Source organism: Candidatus Micrarchaeum sp., assembly GCF_016806735.1.
GTDB lineage: Archaea > Micrarchaeota > Micrarchaeia > Micrarchaeales > Micrarchaeaceae > Micrarchaeum_A > Micrarchaeum_A acidiphilum_A.
On sequence record NZ_CP060530.1, the window covers coordinates 1 to 17,273 of the forward strand.

Annotated in this window: 16 protein-coding genes and 2 tRNA genes; 9 read left to right on the plus strand and 9 right to left on the minus strand. The window is 45.3% G+C overall.

What is annotated here, in order from left to right; genetic code table 11:
• Window positions 1–3,399 (plus strand): chromosome segregation SMC family protein, encoded by a 3,399-nt coding sequence (locus Micr_RS00005; protein ID WP_203134628.1) that lies wholly within the window; start codon window positions 1–3, stop codon window positions 3,397–3,399.
• A gap of 4 nt (window positions 3,400–3,403) precedes the next feature.
• Window positions 3,404–4,423 carry a hypothetical protein gene (locus Micr_RS00010; RefSeq protein ID WP_203134629.1) on the plus strand — a complete coding sequence of 340 codons (1,020 nt, stop codon included), beginning with the start codon at window positions 3,404–3,406 and terminating at the stop codon, window positions 4,421–4,423.
• A gap of 12 nt (window positions 4,424–4,435) precedes the next feature.
• Here Micr_RS00010 and Micr_RS00015 read toward each other — a convergent pair.
• Both Micr_RS00015 and Micr_RS00020 read right to left on the minus strand, forming a co-directional pair.
• Window positions 4,436–4,544: transfer RNA gene (locus Micr_RS00015), tRNA-Leu, on the minus strand.
• A gap of 14 nt (window positions 4,545–4,558) precedes the next feature.
• The gene (locus Micr_RS00020) at window positions 4,559–5,347 is read right to left on the minus strand and encodes a proteasome assembly chaperone family protein (RefSeq protein WP_203134630.1); all 789 of its coding nucleotides are present in this window, start codon (window positions 5,345–5,347) and stop codon (window positions 4,559–4,561) included.
• A gap of 226 nt (window positions 5,348–5,573) precedes the next feature.
• Here Micr_RS00020 and Micr_RS00025 point away from each other — a divergent pair, with 226 nt between their 5' ends.
• Window positions 5,574–5,912 (plus strand): hypothetical protein, encoded by a 339-nt coding sequence (locus Micr_RS00025; RefSeq protein ID WP_203134631.1) that lies wholly within the window; start codon window positions 5,574–5,576, stop codon window positions 5,910–5,912.
• Here the strand turns inward: Micr_RS00025 and Micr_RS00030 are convergent, their stop codons facing one another.
• Together Micr_RS00030 and Micr_RS00035 are read right to left on the minus strand one after the other, a co-directional pair.
• Window positions 5,913–6,326: a DUF192 domain-containing protein gene (locus Micr_RS00030; RefSeq protein ID WP_203134632.1), complete on the minus strand. Its 414-nt coding sequence runs from the start codon at window positions 6,324–6,326 to the stop codon at window positions 5,913–5,915.
• 3 nt (window positions 6,327–6,329) lie between these two features.
• Window positions 6,330–7,958 (minus strand): aldehyde dehydrogenase family protein, encoded by a 1,629-nt coding sequence (locus tag Micr_RS00035; protein WP_203134633.1) that lies wholly within the window; start codon window positions 7,956–7,958, stop codon window positions 6,330–6,332.
• 176 nt (window positions 7,959–8,134) lie between these two features.
• On the opposite strand from Micr_RS00035, the gene sufB reads away from it, so the two are divergent.
• Genes sufB through Micr_RS00065 form a run of 6 tightly spaced genes read left to right on the plus strand, consistent with a single transcriptional unit; the run spans window position 8,135 to window position 13,498 of the window.
• Window positions 8,135–9,550 carry a Fe-S cluster assembly protein SufB gene (gene sufB, locus Micr_RS00040; RefSeq protein ID WP_304502717.1) on the plus strand — a complete coding sequence of 472 codons (1,416 nt, stop codon included), beginning with the start codon at window positions 8,135–8,137 and terminating at the stop codon, window positions 9,548–9,550.
• Window positions 9,551–9,559: 9 nt separating this feature from the next.
• The gene (locus Micr_RS00045) at window positions 9,560–10,789 is read left to right on the plus strand and encodes a SufB/SufD family protein (protein WP_203134634.1); all 1,230 of its coding nucleotides are present in this window, start codon (window positions 9,560–9,562) and stop codon (window positions 10,787–10,789) included.
• Window positions 10,779–11,099: a transcriptional regulator gene (locus Micr_RS00050; protein ID WP_203134635.1), complete on the plus strand. Its 321-nt coding sequence runs from the start codon at window positions 10,779–10,781 to the stop codon at window positions 11,097–11,099. Before Micr_RS00045 ends, Micr_RS00050 begins: the two co-directional genes overlap by 11 nt.
• A 9-nt stretch (window positions 11,100–11,108) precedes the next feature.
• Window positions 11,109–11,843 carry a Fe-S cluster assembly ATPase SufC gene (gene sufC, locus Micr_RS00055; RefSeq protein WP_203134636.1) on the plus strand — a complete coding sequence of 245 codons (735 nt, stop codon included), beginning with the start codon at window positions 11,109–11,111 and terminating at the stop codon, window positions 11,841–11,843.
• On the plus strand, window positions 11,844–13,082 hold the full coding sequence (locus Micr_RS00060; protein ID WP_203134637.1) for an aminotransferase class V-fold PLP-dependent enzyme: 1,239 nt from the start codon (window positions 11,844–11,846) through the stop codon (window positions 13,080–13,082).
• Between the two features lie 11 nt (window positions 13,083–13,093).
• Window positions 13,094–13,498: an iron-sulfur cluster assembly scaffold protein gene (locus Micr_RS00065; protein ID WP_203134638.1), complete on the plus strand. Its 405-nt coding sequence runs from the start codon at window positions 13,094–13,096 to the stop codon at window positions 13,496–13,498.
• Here Micr_RS00065 and Micr_RS00070 read toward each other — a convergent pair.
• The 5 genes from Micr_RS00070 to proS form a co-directional block, all read right to left on the minus strand.
• Window positions 13,493–14,212, minus strand: coding sequence for an alanyl-tRNA editing protein (locus Micr_RS00070; protein WP_203134639.1), 720 nt, complete (start codon window positions 14,210–14,212; stop codon window positions 13,493–13,495). The genes Micr_RS00065 and Micr_RS00070 overlap by 6 nt on opposite strands.
• 16 nt (window positions 14,213–14,228) lie before the next feature.
• Window positions 14,229–15,095, minus strand: coding sequence for a DMT family transporter (locus Micr_RS00075; protein WP_203134640.1), 867 nt, complete (start codon window positions 15,093–15,095; stop codon window positions 14,229–14,231).
• Window positions 15,096–15,099: 4 nt separating this feature from the next.
• Window positions 15,100–15,699, minus strand: coding sequence for an HAD family hydrolase (locus Micr_RS00080; RefSeq protein WP_203134641.1), 600 nt, complete (start codon window positions 15,697–15,699; stop codon window positions 15,100–15,102).
• Window positions 15,700–15,716: 17 nt separating this feature from the next.
• A tRNA-Gln gene (locus Micr_RS00085) sits at window positions 15,717–15,789 on the minus strand.
• A gap of 38 nt (window positions 15,790–15,827) precedes the next feature.
• Entirely contained in the window at window positions 15,828–17,273 is a 1,446-nt protein-coding gene (proS, locus tag Micr_RS00090; RefSeq protein ID WP_203134642.1) for a proline--tRNA ligase, read from the minus strand.

Genomic DNA, 17,273 nt, shown 5'->3' on the forward strand with positions numbered 1-17,273 from the left:
ATGCTTTACCTTGAAAAGCTAATTTTACACAACTTCAAGTCTTTCAGGAACACGACGATAAGTTTTAGCGGTGGCTTTAACTGCATAGTCGGGCCAAACGGCTCCGGGAAGTCGAACGTATGCGACTCACTGCTTTTTGCATTCGGCGAAGGATCGCTTAGAAGGATGCGAGTCACTTCTGCTGCACAGCTGGTAAGCGACTTGGGAACGCCGAGGAAGGAGCTGCCGGGCAAGAAGACTTCAGTCAGCATAGTCTTGAAAGGGGACAGCGAAGTGACGGTTACAAGGATAATAAAGCCAAACGGCAAGATAAGCCACAGGCTAAACGGAAAGCGCATGACAAGGCAGGAGATAAGCGACTATCTCAGGGCCAACAATTGCATGATAAGCGATACAAATACCATAACGCAGGGAGAAATAGTGAGGCTCCTCAGCCTTAACGCAAAGGAGAAGAGAGGGCTCATCGACATAGCCGCAGGGATAAAGGAATTTGACGACAAAAAGGAAGCATCTGAAAAGGAGCTCGAGAAGGTAGAAGAAAAGATAACAGAAACAAAATCGCTTCTCGGAGAAAGGCTCGGGTTCCTGGAGGAGCTTAAGAAGGAGAAGGAGGCCGCTGAGAAATACTCCGCGATGGCATCCAAGGCCAAGCAGATAAATTACACCATACTTTACAAGAGGAGCGAAGGAATAAAAGCAGAGCTCAAAGGCATAATAGACAGCCTCTCGCAATCGGAGAAGGCAATAAGTGAGATAGGAGCCAAGGTACTTGAACTTGATTCAATAGGCGAAAGGCTTTCAGCAGAAAGGAGCGCCAAGGCTAAGGCACTCAACGAGAGATCTTCAGAGCTCAACGATTCCAACAGGAAGCTGGAGTCCCTGAAAAGGGAAATCGCCGTAGCCGAATCCGAGCTTAGGGCATCAATGCAGTTTTCGGAATCTGCTGCCAAGGAGATAGACGCGCTTAGGGCAGACATGGAAAAGCAGAACTCCAAGCTGGAACTTAACGGCAAGGAGCTTCCCGGGCTCGATGCCGAGATATCGGAAATAAGGAAAGAATTGGAGAATAGCAGGGGCGCAATTGGATCCGCAGAAGGAAAAAAGGACGTTGAAGAGTATGAGGAAAAGATTAAGCTTATAGAAAAGATTTCGGCAGAGATGGAATCGGCCAACAGGGAGCACATGCAGGCTGTGACGCGCATCTCCGGATTCGAATCGCAAAAGAAGTCAGTTGAAGAAGAGCTTGATAGGATTTCCAAATCCGTTGAACAGCTCAGGGAAAAGGAGCGGGAAATATCGGCAGCGTCGAACAGGGCCAACAGGGAGCTTTCCGAGGCAAGGGCGGAACTCGAAGGATTCAAGTCGAGAAGGAAGTCCGTAGAGGCAGAACTTGCACAGATTTCGGAAAAGAAGATATCGTTAAGGGAAAGCCTGGCTACCTACGGCAGCGACACGAACAGATCGGCCAGAATATTGACGGAGAAGCTCGGAAACGGATTTTATGGAAGGGCGGCAGAGCTCTGCAAGTACGACGAGAGATATGCTGAGGCGGTAAACGCGGCAGCAGGAGCAAGGCTTAGCTATTTTGTGGTGGACAAGGTAAGCACTGCAGACAAGGCAGTCAGGATATTGAGGGAAAACAAGCTCGGCAGGGCTTCCTTCATACCTTTGGACATAATCAGCTACACCGACACCAAACCCATTGGCGAGGGAGACCCACTCATAGACCTCATCGAGTTTGAGAGTAGATTCGCAAACGCTTTCAAGTTCATATTTTCCAATACGTACCTCATAGGTGACATAAAGTCCGTAGCCAAGGGAAGCAGGCACAGATACGTAACCCTTGAGGGAGAGATACTTGAGCAGTCCGGAGTTGTTTCAGGAGGTTTCTCCAGAAGCTTCAATTATGCAAAGGCGGTGGCAGAGCTCAAATCTGCTGAAGACAGGGAAAAGGAGCTGAAGGACGAGCTCGAAAGCATACAGGGGTTGGAAGAGGAATCCAGGCAGAAGTTTGGAAAATCTGAAACCATAGTAATGAGCTCTGCAATGGAGCTTGAAAACATAAGAATATCGCTCAAAAATTCCGAGGCTGAGAAAGAGGATATTGCAAAAAGGATAAGGGATATTGAAAAAAGCCTTGGCACCGATTCCGCGGCAAGCAAAAACGCAGAGAAGCGGCTTGAAGGACTTGAGGCAAGGATAGCGCCATTGAAGGATGAAAGCTCTGCCCTCTATTCCAGGATAAGCGGCAGGTTCGCGAACTCTGGAGCAAAAGAAAGCGAAGAGAAGGAAGCCCTTGCAAAAAAGCTGTCGGAAAGATTCGAGCAGATTACCGCTCAGCGTGCTGCCTTGGTCAAGGAAAACGAGTTGATGGCTTCGAGGGCTTCGGAACTGGAGAAGAATATAAAAGGCAAGGAAACGGAGCTGGGGAAAAGCAGGGAAAACGAGCACAGGCTGGAAGCAAAGATAAAAGAGCTCGGGAAGGAAGCCGATTCCCTTGAGGAAACGATAAGGACGCATGACAAGAAGTCAGCCGGTATGTACGAGGAGATAAAAAAGATAGAGGACCAGATGTCGAAAAACGGATTCGAGAAAGGAAAGCTTTCTAGCGAGAAGGACAGGCTTGAGAGGGAATCTATAGCAATGCAGGCGAACAAAGGGCAGCTGCAGACCAGGCTTTCCGACCTTATGGCAGAACTTAGCGGTTATGAGAAGCAGGAGCCGCTAGAAGGCGAAATCGGCCAGATGGAAAAGGACCTTTATTTGCTTAAATCAGAATTGGACAAGATGGGAAGCATCAACATGCGCGCTCCGGAGATGTACGAGGAGAAGAGCAGGGAAGTAAACGGTGTGCAGGAAAAGATAATGACTTTGGAAAGCGAAAGAAATTCCATACTTTCCATGATAAGCCAGCTGGAATCCAAGAAGCTTGAGGTTTTCAACGACACGTTCAACATGGTAAACCAGAAATTCAAGAGCATGTACAAGTCGATATTCCCGGAAAACGATGGTTCGATAGTCCTGGAGAACCCAAGGGACACGTTCAATTCCGGGCTGGGATTTGAGTTGCGCGAGGGGAAAAGAGCTCTGCACGTAGAAAGGCTTTCCGGAGGCGAAAAATCCATGCTAATGCTGACGCTGATATTCTCGATACTCATGTGCAGGCCAATGTCATTTTACATATTTGACGAGATAGACACTGCCCTTGACAAGCAGAATTCAAAAAAGCTGTCAGCGCTCATAAAGCAGCTAAGCTCGAATTCGCAGTTCATAGTAGTAAGCCATAACGATACGCTTATATCGTATGCGGATACCGCAATAGGAGTCGCGAAGAACAAGGGCGAATCAAACGTTTTCGGGGTCAAGATAGTAGCCCCGGAAAGCATTGAGGTAAAGTGATAGATTGGAAAGGAGAAGCAAAAGAACAAAGAAAAAACAGGGCAGTGATACCGCTAAGGACAAAATAACGGTATGGCCCATTTACGTAATGATAATAGTAGCACTGGTGCTCTACATCCTTCTGGAGAGGATAAGGATCCTTGCGATAACGCTTGGCATAGTCACGTTTTTTTTGATAATTATAGCGATAGTGCTGGAATTGATAAGCGGCAAGAACGAGGTTGGCTATAAGAAGAGCATCCTGGAGATAGCCGTTGCGATAATAGTGGTTGTCGTCCTGTGGTACGGCCTCAAGTTCTTCCTTGCTACCAACAACCCGATAGATGTTGTGCCGAGCTGCAGCATGCTTCCCTATCTTCACAGGGGCGACATGATATTTCTCCACGGAGTATCTTCGATATCGCAGATAAAGGCGCCGATAATAGATGTGACTTCAAGCCAGATGTCCAGGGTACTTTCCAGCCCTGATTCCGAATCTTTAAGCTGCGTGGCATACATAACCAATGCGAGCGGAACCTATATACGGCAAACCCTGGCTCCAGGATACAAAGTTGGCTTAATAGAAGACAGCAACGGAGTCTACAGGCTCGTAAGCAAACAAGAAGAATCCGGAAATGTAGTGCAGTATACGTGCGGTACGCGAGAGGTGAAACTTTCTACAGGGCAGATACTCAACGAGGCTTATACAACCAGCATAACCGTCAACAATCGCACAATTGCCGGAGACAGGAACAACAGCATAGTAGTTTACGGCACACGGCCCGGAGACCTCTTTTATGAAGAGGGAGACGCTTATGTGGTCCACAGGGTTTACGCCATATTGAATGACAGCGGAGACTATTATGTGCTGACTAAGGGCGACAATAATCCTGGGCTCGACATACAGTACGGCAACTATCCCCCAAACATGTCGCAAGTACAAGGAAAAGTGGTAGGTGTAATCCCATATCTGGGTTACCTGAAGCTCATAATAAGCGGCAATCTTGTTGTGCCACAGGGATGCAATTCGACAGTAATACACTGAAGCTTTTTGATGTGCAGGGGGTGAGATTTGAACTCACGAAGGCGCTAGGCCACAGGATCTTAAGTCCTGCGCGTTTTTCTGTGGCTTTACCTTTTGCCAGACCAGACTCTGCCACCCCTGCAAGATATGTTCTTGTCACGCGTACATCGAAGGTCCTGCAGCGTCCGTAGCCTCCTTATAGCTTTGGTGCGAGTCCTTGTTTTTCTTTATGACATCGCGTATTTTTGCCTCTATGGCCTTCGCTTCCTTGTCAAGTTCTGTTATGTCTATCTTCAGGTCCAGGAGCTTGTTTATCGATTTTATGGCTATCTCCGCGTATTTGGGGTCCACGATGCTCTGGTCTACCTGTACCAGCAGATTCGTGTCTCTTATCTTTTCGGACGTCGCATTTATCATAAGCATCGCGCTTATTCCGGTGGCTACTCCTTCGCTTATTATGTTGATGCCTGCTTTCTTCAAGTCGGACGCCAGGTCCGGAGTTGATATCACCGCAAATACTTTCTCTGCCTGGGCTTCGTCCTCTTTCTGCTTTTCCTCATCTGTTTCCGAAAGTTCTGAAGATATGCTTTGGCTCGGCATGCCGCCTATTGATATTATGTCATTTATCTTGTTTTCCTTTATGAATTCCGATATCTTCTTCGACATTATGTACGTCATTTCAGACGGTATCGCAAACTCGGCGAATATTGCAACCAGTTTATATTTCGGCGAAAAATAGATTCTGACCGGATGCATAGGGATTGAATTGTGTATTGATACCAGGGGAGGAAAGGCCTGGCTCTCGAAGTAGCCGTAATACTCCATGTTTAGCTTTTCTATCACATAGCTGAGAGCCATTGGGCCTACGAGCCCGACTCCTGGAAATCCTTCTAGAAGCGTATATCCGTCAATCTTCTTGTCCGATATGAGTTTTATATCTAGCATCAAACCACTGCTTAGCTATTTGACGCGCAAGCTTATAATAATTTGGAGAACCTTTTTGCAGCGGCGAATGCACCGGGAAGGATACATTGAATATGCCGATTTGCGCCGCGATAAAATGCAAAAAGTGTGCGTTTCGGGGTAAAAATGGCATTATACGAGGAGTTTACGAGGATAAATTTGCAATAGTTATTTAAATTTAACTATGGAATTACTAATGGTGAATAAAATGCCGCAGAGAGTAAGTAGCGAGAGAATAGATAGAGACGATGGATATCTCTATTATCTTGGCAAGGATGGGCACGTATGGAAGACCCCAATGAAAATGAACACAAGGGGAAGAAAGGCCAAGGTAGGATCTGAAAAGATAGAGAGAGAAGAAGGATTCTTGTATTACATAGACGGAAACGGATATGTAGTCAGAACAAAGATGAACAGAGGCGGAAGGGCACGCGGATCTGGAGCAAAGAGAAAGGCAGCGGCAAGGAGACCTGCAAGGAAGGCAATGAAAAGCAAGTCCAGGAGCGCGAAGAGCGCAAGGAGTTCCGCAAAGAAGAGAAGGAGATAATCATCTCCTTTTTTTCGGCTCTTCTATTTTTATTTTGGTAAGCTTAGTTACTGTATTCTTTTTTATGAAACCAGAGCGCAGCTCAACCACATACATCGATTCTCGTTCGGGGTAATATGTTTTGCAGAAAACGCTCCTGCATGGCGGCAGCGATTCCATCAGCGTGACTATTCTTTTTGATGAATCTAGCCAGAGAATATCTATGGGAAACTTCATGCCTTTCATCCATATGCCAAGCATTGAAGGATGCGAGAACGTGAAAAGCATGCACTCGTCTTCGGAAATCTCATCCCTGTACATTAGCCCTATTGCTTTTTTTATGAAGGAGTCTGCAATTATGGCCTTGAGCTTGATATCCCCTATTTCTACGATTCCCGAGGAATATTTTAGCCTTTTCCTTATGAAATTCAGCATCGGCTAACCCGTAACGGAAAAGCTCTGCTCGCGCATGAATTGCTCCAGGTAAAATTTGCTTCCTGTGCCCTTTCCGGTAAGGCTGCTACCCTTCCAACCTACGAAAGTGTGCATCCCCACTATGGCCCCGGTAGTTGCACTTATGGCCCTGTTGACGTAAACAGTACCGGCTTCTATGCGTTTTTCGAATTCCCTTATCTCGGCCCTGCTCTTGCTGTACATTCCCGCAGTGAGCCCGTATTCCACGTCATTGGCCATGCTTATTGCTTCGCCAAAATCCTTGAAGCTCTCGACAGTTATGAACGGCAGAAAGAGCTCCTTGTGGACAAGCTCGTGGTCGTGCCTTATTTCCACTATTGCTGGCTCCACATAGAATCCGTCCAAGTCGTTGCCTACGCGGGACCCGCCGTAGAGCAACCTGCCTGCTGATTTCGCCTTTTCTACAGACTCCACATAGCGATTGTAGGCGCTTTCGCTTATCAGAGGCCCTATGTAGTTTTCCTTGGATATTGGATTGCCAACCTTAAGGCCGCGAGCGCGCTCGATAAGCTTGCTCAAGAAGACCTCCTTTATGGATTCGTGTACGTACACCCTTGAAAGTGCGCTGCACTTCTGCCCTGCAAAACCGAAGGCGGCACTTACCACGCCCTCTACTGCGCTTTCTATTTCGGCAGTTTTGGATATTATGACAGGGTTCTTGCCCCCCATCTCCACTATGAAGACTTTCTGTGCGTTCTGAGAGTACGCCCTCGCAGCCATGCGCATGCCGGTATCCCTTGAACCTGTAAAAGCTATGCCTGAAACGTCCCTGCTTATCGCGAGCTCGTCGCCCACCTCAGACCCGGGCCCAGTTATGTAGTTGAAAACACCGTCGGGCAATCCTGCCTCTTTTAGGATTTCGTATATCTTGAGCCCAGTTAGCATGGACATGTTGTCTGTAGATGACGGCTTGAACACTACGGCATTCCCGGTAACCATTGCACCCATGCTCATGCCCATGGATATTGAGACCGGAAAGTTGAAGGGTGCTATGACCCCGAATACCCCATATGGCTTAAGCTTTATGGATATCTTCTCGAGCTTGTCTGCCGGCGCGCCCTGGAAACCCGCCTTTACCTTTACGCTGCTCTCTGCTATGACGTTTTTGCGTGAATATCCCTTGTTCTTTTCCATTTCGAGTATGTAATAGTTTATGAAGTCTATGGCTTCGTCTACTTCTCCGACGGACTCATACCTTGATTTGCCGTTTTCGTAGCTCAGTATTGCCGCAAGCTCAAATTTCCTTTCCCTGAATTTTTCCACTGCCTTTCTGAATATAGCGAGCCTGCTTTTATAGTCCGTTTCGCTCCACGATACGAAAGCTTTCTTCGCCTCTGCTATTGCCGCCCTTGCATTCTCGCGCGTGCCCTTCTGGAATTTGCCAATAAGTATGCGCCTGTCGATCGGCGAGCGCTCTTCGAGCAGCTCCTGCGCAGTCACTTGATTCGGGCCTATGTGCATGGGCCATGTTTTGCCGAAAGAAGCCAGTGCATTCTTGGCTGCCTGTTCAAAAAGTGCGTCAAATTTTGATTCCTCTCCTTTCTCCACCATTTTTCTGTAAGTAAATTCGTTTGAAAATGTGCCCGCTGCCACTCCAATCACCATAAATTATATTTTTATAACAAAAATGTTTATACCTTTATATACGCGCATACCAACAAATGTTGTAGATATCATCGTAAAATTCCGGATAAGCTTTAAATATTATCCGCGTTATAACTGAGTTATAATCTATTGATTTATGTTATGATGACTGCAGGTGTTGAAGCATGGTTTATGATGAGACTCAGGATGTAATGCAAAAGAAGGACGAATACTTGGAAAAGTACGGATTTAAGACCAAGGACGATTATGAAACGATAGTGAAAGGGATATCTGAAGAAACCATAAGGCAGATATCAAAAAGCAAAAACGAGCCCGAATGGATGCTTGAAAAAAGGCTTTTAGGTTACAAGATATTTAAGGAAAAGCCGGTGCCGACATGGGGGCCGGACCTAAGCAAGATAGATTATGATGACATTTTCTATTACCTGAAGCCCAATGCAAAAAAGACCGATTCGTGGGAAAACGTTCCAAAGGACATTAAGGATACTTTCGACAAGCTCGGGATACCTGAAGCGGAAAGGAAGTTCTTTGCCGGGGCCGAGGCGCAATTCGATTCCGAAGTGGTATACCACCATATGAAGGAAGAGCTTGAAAATCTGGGAGTAATATTCACAGACATGGACAACGCAGTCAAGGAATATCCAGAGCTTGTAAAGAAATATTTTGGAAATATAATACCGCCGAGCGACAACAAGTACGCTGCACTGAATACGGCAGTCTGGTCCGGCGGATCATTCATCTATGTCCCTAAGGGAGTAAAGCTTTCGATGCCGCTGCAGGCTTATTTTAGGATAAACGCAGAAAAGGCGGGGCAGTTTGAGAGAACGCTGATAATTGCAGACGAAGGCGCAGAGGTAGTTTATATTGAGGGATGCACTGCACCCATATACATAAGCTCATCCCTGCACGCGGCAGTTGTGGAGCTCGTCGCCCACAAGAATGCGCACATAAGGTATGTAACAATACAGAATTGGTCTAAAAACGTCTACAATTTAGTGACACAGAGAGCTTTCGTATACGAAAACGGCAACGTAGAATGGATCGATGCGAACATAGGAAGCAAGGTCAACATGAAATATCCGAGCGTGTATTTGAAGGAAGAGGGCGCAAGGGGCGAGATACTTTCAATAGCCGTAGCTGGCGAAGAGCAAACGCAGGATTCCGGAGGCAAAGCTTATCACTTGGCACCGAATACCACATCGCAGATAATATCGAAAAGCATATCCAAGGGAAGCGGAGTTACTTCGTACAGGGGGCTTGTTCACATAGACAAAAAGGCCTACAATTCCAAATCCAGCGTCAAATGCGATGCGCTTCTGCTTGACAGGGAGGCCAAAACCAACACATATCCTTATAACGAGATATATGCAGACGACGCGTTTGTGAGCCACGAAGCAACAGTAGGGAGGCTTAGTGAAGACGACCTGTTCTACATGATGTCCAGGGGCCTGAAGGAGGACGATGCAATTGCTACTGCAGTCCTTGGCTTCATAGAGCCGCTCGTAAAGGTGCTGCCGCTAGAATATTCGCTTGAGCTGAAGCGCCTGATAAAACTGGACACTTCGAATTCGATAGCGTGAGGTAATCACATGCAAACAGACGAAATGCAGGAGCAGAGAGGCAGGAACCCCAGCTATCGCGCTATACCGTTTGAGACCGATTCATTATACAAGAAGTACTTTGTCAATCTAGACCTGGCAAGATTTGAGGCAGGCAATACCAAAGAGGAGATAATGAATGATTACGACGGATCATCGCTTGCCAAGTATGCCAAGATGGGAATTAGGTTCTCTGCAGTGGTATACGATGGAGTGCTTGCGAAGGGCAACGAATCAGTACGTACAGGAGGCATTGCAGACAAAGAGCACATCAGGGATGGATTGCCGTTGGACAAGTTTTCCGCTTTCGCATACGATTTTTCCTTGGAGCCCGTAATCGTTGAGCTCGGATTGGGGACAAAAGAGCTCAATATGCTTTTCTTGGACTCCGGGAAGCACAGCTCGCCTGCAAGCGTATTGTTCAAAATCCCTAAAGGCGTAAAAGCCATGGTAAATGAGTATTACTTCTCGCTTGGAGGAAGCAAGAACTCCCTGAACGGATCGGCACAGCTCTTCGAATTGGAAGAGGGTTCAGAGCTTGAAGTGAACGAAATACACTGCGAATCGGAAAACACCAATTCGCTTATTACAAGGTCATTTTCAACAAAAGACAATGCAAGACTGGAGTTCAATGCATTCTACACAGGAGGCGCAACATCAAGGCAGAGAAGTGTTTTCAATAATTCCGGAAAAGGTTCCAAAATAAATGTCAATGAGGCAATAATAGGCTCCGGCTTCCAGAAATTTGACATAAACACGAATATGGCCAACTTGAAACCGGACAGCGGCTGCAATTATGAGGTGCGGGCCGTTCTGGCAGATGATTCTTCAGGGATAGTTAAAAGCTTCGCAAAGATGGCTAAAGGAACTGAAGGCTCCGAATCCCACATAAGGGAGAGAGGCCTTATATACGACAAAAACGCCAAGATAACGATGATGCCGGACATGTCCATAGATGAAAGCTATGTAAAGGCTTCGCATTCGAGCTCCACATCCCCGATCCCAGAAGACGATATATTTTACATATCGAGCAGGGGGCTTGACAAGGAAAAGGCAAAGTTCCTTGTAGGCAGCGGGTTGATATATGAACTTTTGAAGAACATTAAGGACCATGATTCGATGGCATTCAGCATGCTTCTCGCAAAGCACAGGCTTGAATCAAAAAAGATAGGCATTCCGGAAATGGAATTGAAAAGCTATGGTGTTTGGTATGATCAGTAAAAAGGAAAGCTACGATTACGTTGCGGCAAAATTCATACCGATTGTCAGATCCAAGGCAGCCATGGTGCTTTTCAGCGAATACGGCCTGACACAGCAGAGCATATCCAAAATGCTCGGAGTGAGCCAGGCAGAGGTAAGCAAGTACCTGAGCGGCAAGGGAACCAAGGATGAAGGCATAAAGATAAGCGACAGAGACATAGAAGCCTTTGCCCAGAGCATAGTTATAAAAGACGAATACAATGCCCAGAAGATAGTCTGTGGCATATGCCCAAAAGGGGCATCCAAATCGTGCCATATAATGATAAAATAGGTGCATAATATGTTGCTTGAAATAAAGGATCTTAAGGCGGAAATAGGAGGAAAGAGCATTCTTAATGGAGTAAGCCTGAAATTGGATACTAATGAATTCCATGTTTTGATGGGGCCAAACGGTTCTGGAAAGACGACACTGGCAAAAGCCATAATGGGCCATCCTGGAGTAAAAATAACAGGAGGGGATATACTTGTCGACGGGAAATCCATAATAGGACTGACCCCAGATAAAAGAGCAAAGCTCGGATTGTTCATGCTTTTCCAAAACCCTTCGGAGATAGACGGAGTGGGTTTCGTGAATTTCCTTAGGTCTTCTCTAGAATCCGTAAATGAGCAGACCATAAATATGAAGGAATTCATGGACAGCATAAAAAGCAACGTGGAACACCTTAATTTCGACAAGAACGTAGTTGGAAGATCTTTGAACAAAGGGTTTTCCGGAGGAGAAAAGAAAAAAGCCGAAATCTTGCAGATGGCAATATTGAAGCCAAAGATAGCAATTCTGGACGAGCCCGATTCGGGGCTGGATGTCGACGCAATAAAAATCGTCGCAGAGAACATAAACAGGATCAGGGAAGAAAACGGCCCTGGATTGCTGGTGATAACGCATTATAGCAGGATACTGAAATACATGAAGCCTGAATATGTGCACGTTATGCTGAATGGCAAAATAGTGAAGGATGGAGGAGTTTCCTTAATAGAAGAAATCGAAAAGTCGGGATATGATAAAATAAGTGATTGATTGGTAAATATAGACTCAGAAGAGATAAAAAAGGATTTTCCAATATTCGAATCCAGAAAAGATGGCCAAAGGCTTGTTTACCTTGACAGCGCGGCAACATCCCAGAAGCCAAGAGCGGTGATAAACGCAATAAGCGACTATTACAGCAATTACAACGCCAACATACACAGAGGCGTATATCAAATAGCTGAAAGAGCCACAGAAGCTTACGAAAATTCTAAGAAAGAGATGGCGAAGTTTTTGGGGGCAGAATCTTATGAAGAGCTTGTTTATGTCAGAAATACTACAGAAGCGATAAACCTAGTTGCCTTGTCGTGGGGAGAGAAGAACATATCCGAGGGTGACCACATATTGATATCGGAGATGGAGCACCACAGCAATCTTGTGCCTTGGATACTGCTCGCCAAAAGAAAGAAGGCAGTTTTGGATTATATAAAGGTAGGAGAAGATTACAGGCTTGACCAAGAAAGCTTGGAAAATGGGCTTGAAAAGAACCCCAAACTGGTTGCAATAACCCATGCATCGAACGTGCTAGGCACAATAAACGATGTTAAAAGCATAACAAAAAAAGCGCACGATAAGGGCGCGGTTGTTTTGGTTGACGGAGCCCAGTCGGCGCCGCACATGCCAGTAAATTTATCAGACATAGGATGTGATTTCTACGCTTTGTCAGGACACAAGATGCTAGGGCCGACCGGAATAGGCGCATTATATGGAAAGCGCGAGATCCTCGAGGCAATGCCGCCAGTTATAGGAGGAGGGGATATGATAGAAACGGTTGAATTTTATTCCTGTACATGGAACAGGATACCATGGAAATTCGAAGCCGGAACCTCCAACATAGAAGGAGGCATAGGCATGACTCCGGCAATACAGTATTTGCAAAAGCTAGGAATGGAGAACATTTTCAAACACGAAGTCGAACTGACAAAATATGCGCTTGACGCTTTGGCAGAGATAAAAAACGTGGAGACTTACGGACCGGACATGAAAAAGAACGATCATGGCGGCGTAATATCTTTCTCGGTAAACGGGGTGCACCCTCACGATATAGCAAGCATATTTGACAATTATAACGTGGCAATTCGCGCAGGGCATCATTGCGCCATGCCGCTGGTGACACAGATACTAAGACAAAGCGCGGTAGCAAGGATGAGTTTTTACATTTATAACAATAAAGATGACATAGACAAAGCAGTCGAAGCAATTAATGAGGTTAAAAGAATATTCAAGAAATAATAGGTAATTGGATGAGCCTTGATTTGTACGCAGAGGATTTGGTAGCAAATTACGAGCACCCGCACAACAGGAAAAATATGTCCGACTGCGACTCCAGCAGCCATGAATACAATACCACGTGCGGAGATGACATAACAGTCTACATAAAAGTGAAAGACGGCAAGATATCCGATATAAGCTTCGACGGAAGCGGATGTGCGATAAGCGTAGGGACGGCAAGCAAGCTAACCGACGCAATAAAAGGCAAGAGCGTAAGCGAAATTGAAAGTCTTGGATTTGATTTTATAGTTGACCTTATAGGCATAGATCCTGGTCCTGCAAGAGCAAAATGTGCAACCATATCGCTTAAGGCACTCAAGCATGCAGTATTTATTTACGAACACAAAAAGCCAGATAGTGAAACCGAAAGGCTATGAAAGGCCGAATTCGACCCTTTTATTGTGGGAACCTTTGTTTTCGAACTTTACCAATGATATATTGCCAAGCTCATTTGTGTTTGCAACGTGAGTGCCGCCATCGAGCTGAAAGTCAAAGCCTTCTATGTCTATGATCCTGACGATGTCAAGTTTTTCGAGAAGCTCGGCCCCAGGAGCAGTACGGGCTATTCCGTCAATTTTCTTGGCTTCTTCTCTTGTCATTTCTTTCGGGACGACCCTGTGGCCCTCATCTATGATTATCTGCGCATCCGAGATTATCGAGCTTAGCATCTCCTTCGTAAACCCAGGTATGTCAAAATCCATGCGAGCAGAATTATCAAATATCTGGCCGCCAGTTATCTCTCCTTTGTATTTCTTGTATACTACGCCGTCTATTATGTGAAGCATAGTATGCAGCTTCATGTGCATGTACCTTTTTTCCCAGTCTATTTTGCATACGACTTTTTCTCCATCATTTAAGTTTGCAGGCTCCTGGCTCATGTGGACCACTTCGTCCCCCTGCTTTTTTGTCTCTATTATTTTGTACTCTTTTCCATCAAGAGCAGATATTATTACTCCAGTATCGCAGGGCTGGCCTCCTCCAGTAGGATAAAATATCGTCTTATCCAGTATTATTTTGTTATTTTCAGAACTGACAACCTGAGATTCCAGTTCCCTAATATACGAATCCCTAAGATATATTTTTTCCGTCATATTATGCACCTATTTTTTATGTTATTATAAAATATACCATTAACAGCATTATTGCGGTTATTGCAAGCTTGCGCTTCAGGTTGCGCTCTTGAAACACTATGCCGCCTATAACTACCGTTATTATGACAGATATGCTGTTTCTCAGCGGAGAAGCTAGGCTTACGTATGCCAATTGCAGCGACGCATAATAGAATATCCTGTAAAGAAGGCTGAGGATAGCTATAGAGAATATGATTTTCCGGTTTTTTACCAAATTTGAGAATTCTTCTCTTACCCCGTCGTACCTTATCGATATCATCACAGCCATATTTATTGCTATGAATACCTCCAAAAGTATGAACATCGCGTACAGGTTCACCCCTAAGTCCAGTACGTATTTCATAAGGATTGCTCCGACTGCCATTATCAAGGTATTGAGGATAAGAAGATAAACGTACTTTTTTGAATCGAATTGCTTGTATTTCTTAACGCTTTTTGGCGCGATCAAGAAATACGTAGCTATGAGAAGAACGGCTATTGCCAAATATTGCAATATAGTAAGTTTCTCACCTAGGAGTATGAATGCAAGCAGAACTACGAAGAGCTGCGGAAGCGAGCTCAGAACAGGGGTTGAGACGGATATGTTGCCGTGCTTGTATATTCTTGCATTGAACAGGTAGGAAAGAGCGGACAGTACGCTCATGGCGTATATTATCAGTAGCTCATAAATGTTGATATTGAATTTTGCAAAAGGGAGAAATACTAGCGAGAAGACGGCGATGACTATGGAGAAGCTAGCGCTAAAGGACGTTGCATGCTCGTTTTTGAGGGCGTATTTTTCCACTATTGTAGAAACCCCCATTATTATTGAGGATATTATTACGAGATAGTACCACGATATCATCTAATCATTTGACGCTGCTTATTCCAAGTTCCGATAGTTTCTTTAAAAGCGATCCGTTGTCCTTGAATTGTATAGATTTTATGCCGACGCTTTCTGCACCTTCTACGTTTTCTTTGCGGTCGTCTATAAAGATTGCTTCGTCTGGCTTTGCCCTGCATTTTTTAAGTACGTACATATATATGTTTTTGTTCGGTTTCCTCATTTTGATAAAGCATGATGCAAATACCCTATCGAATTGAGACTTATCGAATACCCTTGGCGTTGAACTGTACCTCTTGACGTATACGTTCGTCAGTATTACTACTTTGTATTTTCGTTTAAGGCTCAATGCAAAGTTTAGCAATTTTCTGTTTATCCTTGCCTTCCTTATAAAATATTCGTCAAATTCAAGCTTATCGGCCGGAATATTCAGCGATTTTGATACGGAGCGTAAAAACTCAGAATTTTTCATCTTGCCCGTGTACATTTTTGTATTGTATCTTTCTATTATAGAAGCAACTTTCTCGTATGGAATTCCATACTTTTTTGATAGGTATTCGTAATACTCGCTGTCGTCGTATTTGAGCAGCACGTTTCCAAGGTCGAATATTACAAGTTTAATCATCCAAAACGCCCAAATCATAGTCCCGGCCGGATTCGAACCGACGTAGCAGGGTCCAAAGCCCTGCGTCCTTGGCCACTAGACGACGGGACTGCCAAGGTTCTTGTGATTCAATAATGAAAGTTCAGATATTAATACGATTTGGCAAAGTTTACAACGTGCTTTGAAGGCTTGCCGCAGTAGATGCAATTTCCAGCAACGTTTTGCTGGGCATCGAAAGGCATGTTTGTGGACTTTGCTCCTGTTTCCTCTTTTATCTTGAGTTCGCATTCCGTTTGGCCGCACCACTGCGCCTGGGCCATATTTCCTTCCAGGATTGCTTTCTTTAGCTCTTCGTAGGAATTGACTTTCTTTATTTTTTCCTTTATAAATAGGAGGGCGCGGTCATAAAGCTCCCTCTGGACGCGGGAAAGCTCTTTTTCTACCGTTTCCCCTATGCTGTATGAGCTGCATTGCGCCTTTTTCATGTCGTGCCTCGTTACCAGCACCAAGCCATTTGACTCGAGCTCCTTTGAGCCTATTTCTATCCTTATTGGAACTCCTTTAAGCTCCCATTCGTTGAACTTCCAGCCTACTGAATAATCATCCCTGTCGTCTAGGTATACCCTGGCATATTTTTCCAGTTCGTGGCTTATCCTTTTTGCATACGCAAGTATGGCCTCCCTGTTTGCATCCTTGTATATCGGAATGACGACGACCTGTATCATTGATATTTTTGGAGGTATCACCAGACCGCGGTCGTCTCCATGCATCATCACCATAGCACCCAGCTCTCTCGTAGATATTGCGAATGTGTTCTGGTATGCGTATTGTGTCTCGTTGTTCTTGTCTATGAACTTTATATCGAAGGCCTTTGCGAAATTTTGGCCATCGTTGTGGAAATCAGGGCCCTGTATTGAATAGCCGTTTGGAAGAAGGTGCTCTATGCTGTAGCTGGCCTGCCCTCCTGCAAATTTTTCATAATCAGTCTTTTGCCCGATTATTCCGGGCAAAGCCAGGTATTCTTTCGTTACTTCGGCGTATATTCCCAATATCTGGTCCCTCTCGGCATTTGCCTCTCCTTCCGTTGCAAATACAGTATGGCCTTCGTTCCATAGGAATTCCCTGCTCCTAAGCAAAGGAGTTGGGTGCTTGAATTCCCAGCGTACCACGCTGTTCCACTGGTTGAGCCTGAGCGGGAGGTCCCTCCATGACCTTATCCATTTTGAAAAGCTGTCGTACATTATAGTCTCGGAAGTGGGCCTTATCGCCAGCCTTTCGCTCAACTTTGAATTTCCGGTTTCGGTCACCCAAGCCACTTCTGGAGAGAATCCTTCTATATGCTCCTTTTCTTTTTCCAGGAACCTTTCAGGTATCAGCAGAGGGAAGTATGCGTTTTTTATCCCTGCTTTCATGAACATTGAGTCAGTAGCCTCCTTGACCGCATTCCAGCAGAAATATGCAGAAGGCCTGAATACTATGCAGCCCGACACTGCGCTGTAATCTACGAAATCAGAATTTATTATCACCTGCGTGTACCACTCCGATATGTCGTCCGATTTTTTTATTGTTATGGCGCGTTTTTCCTGATCTGCCAA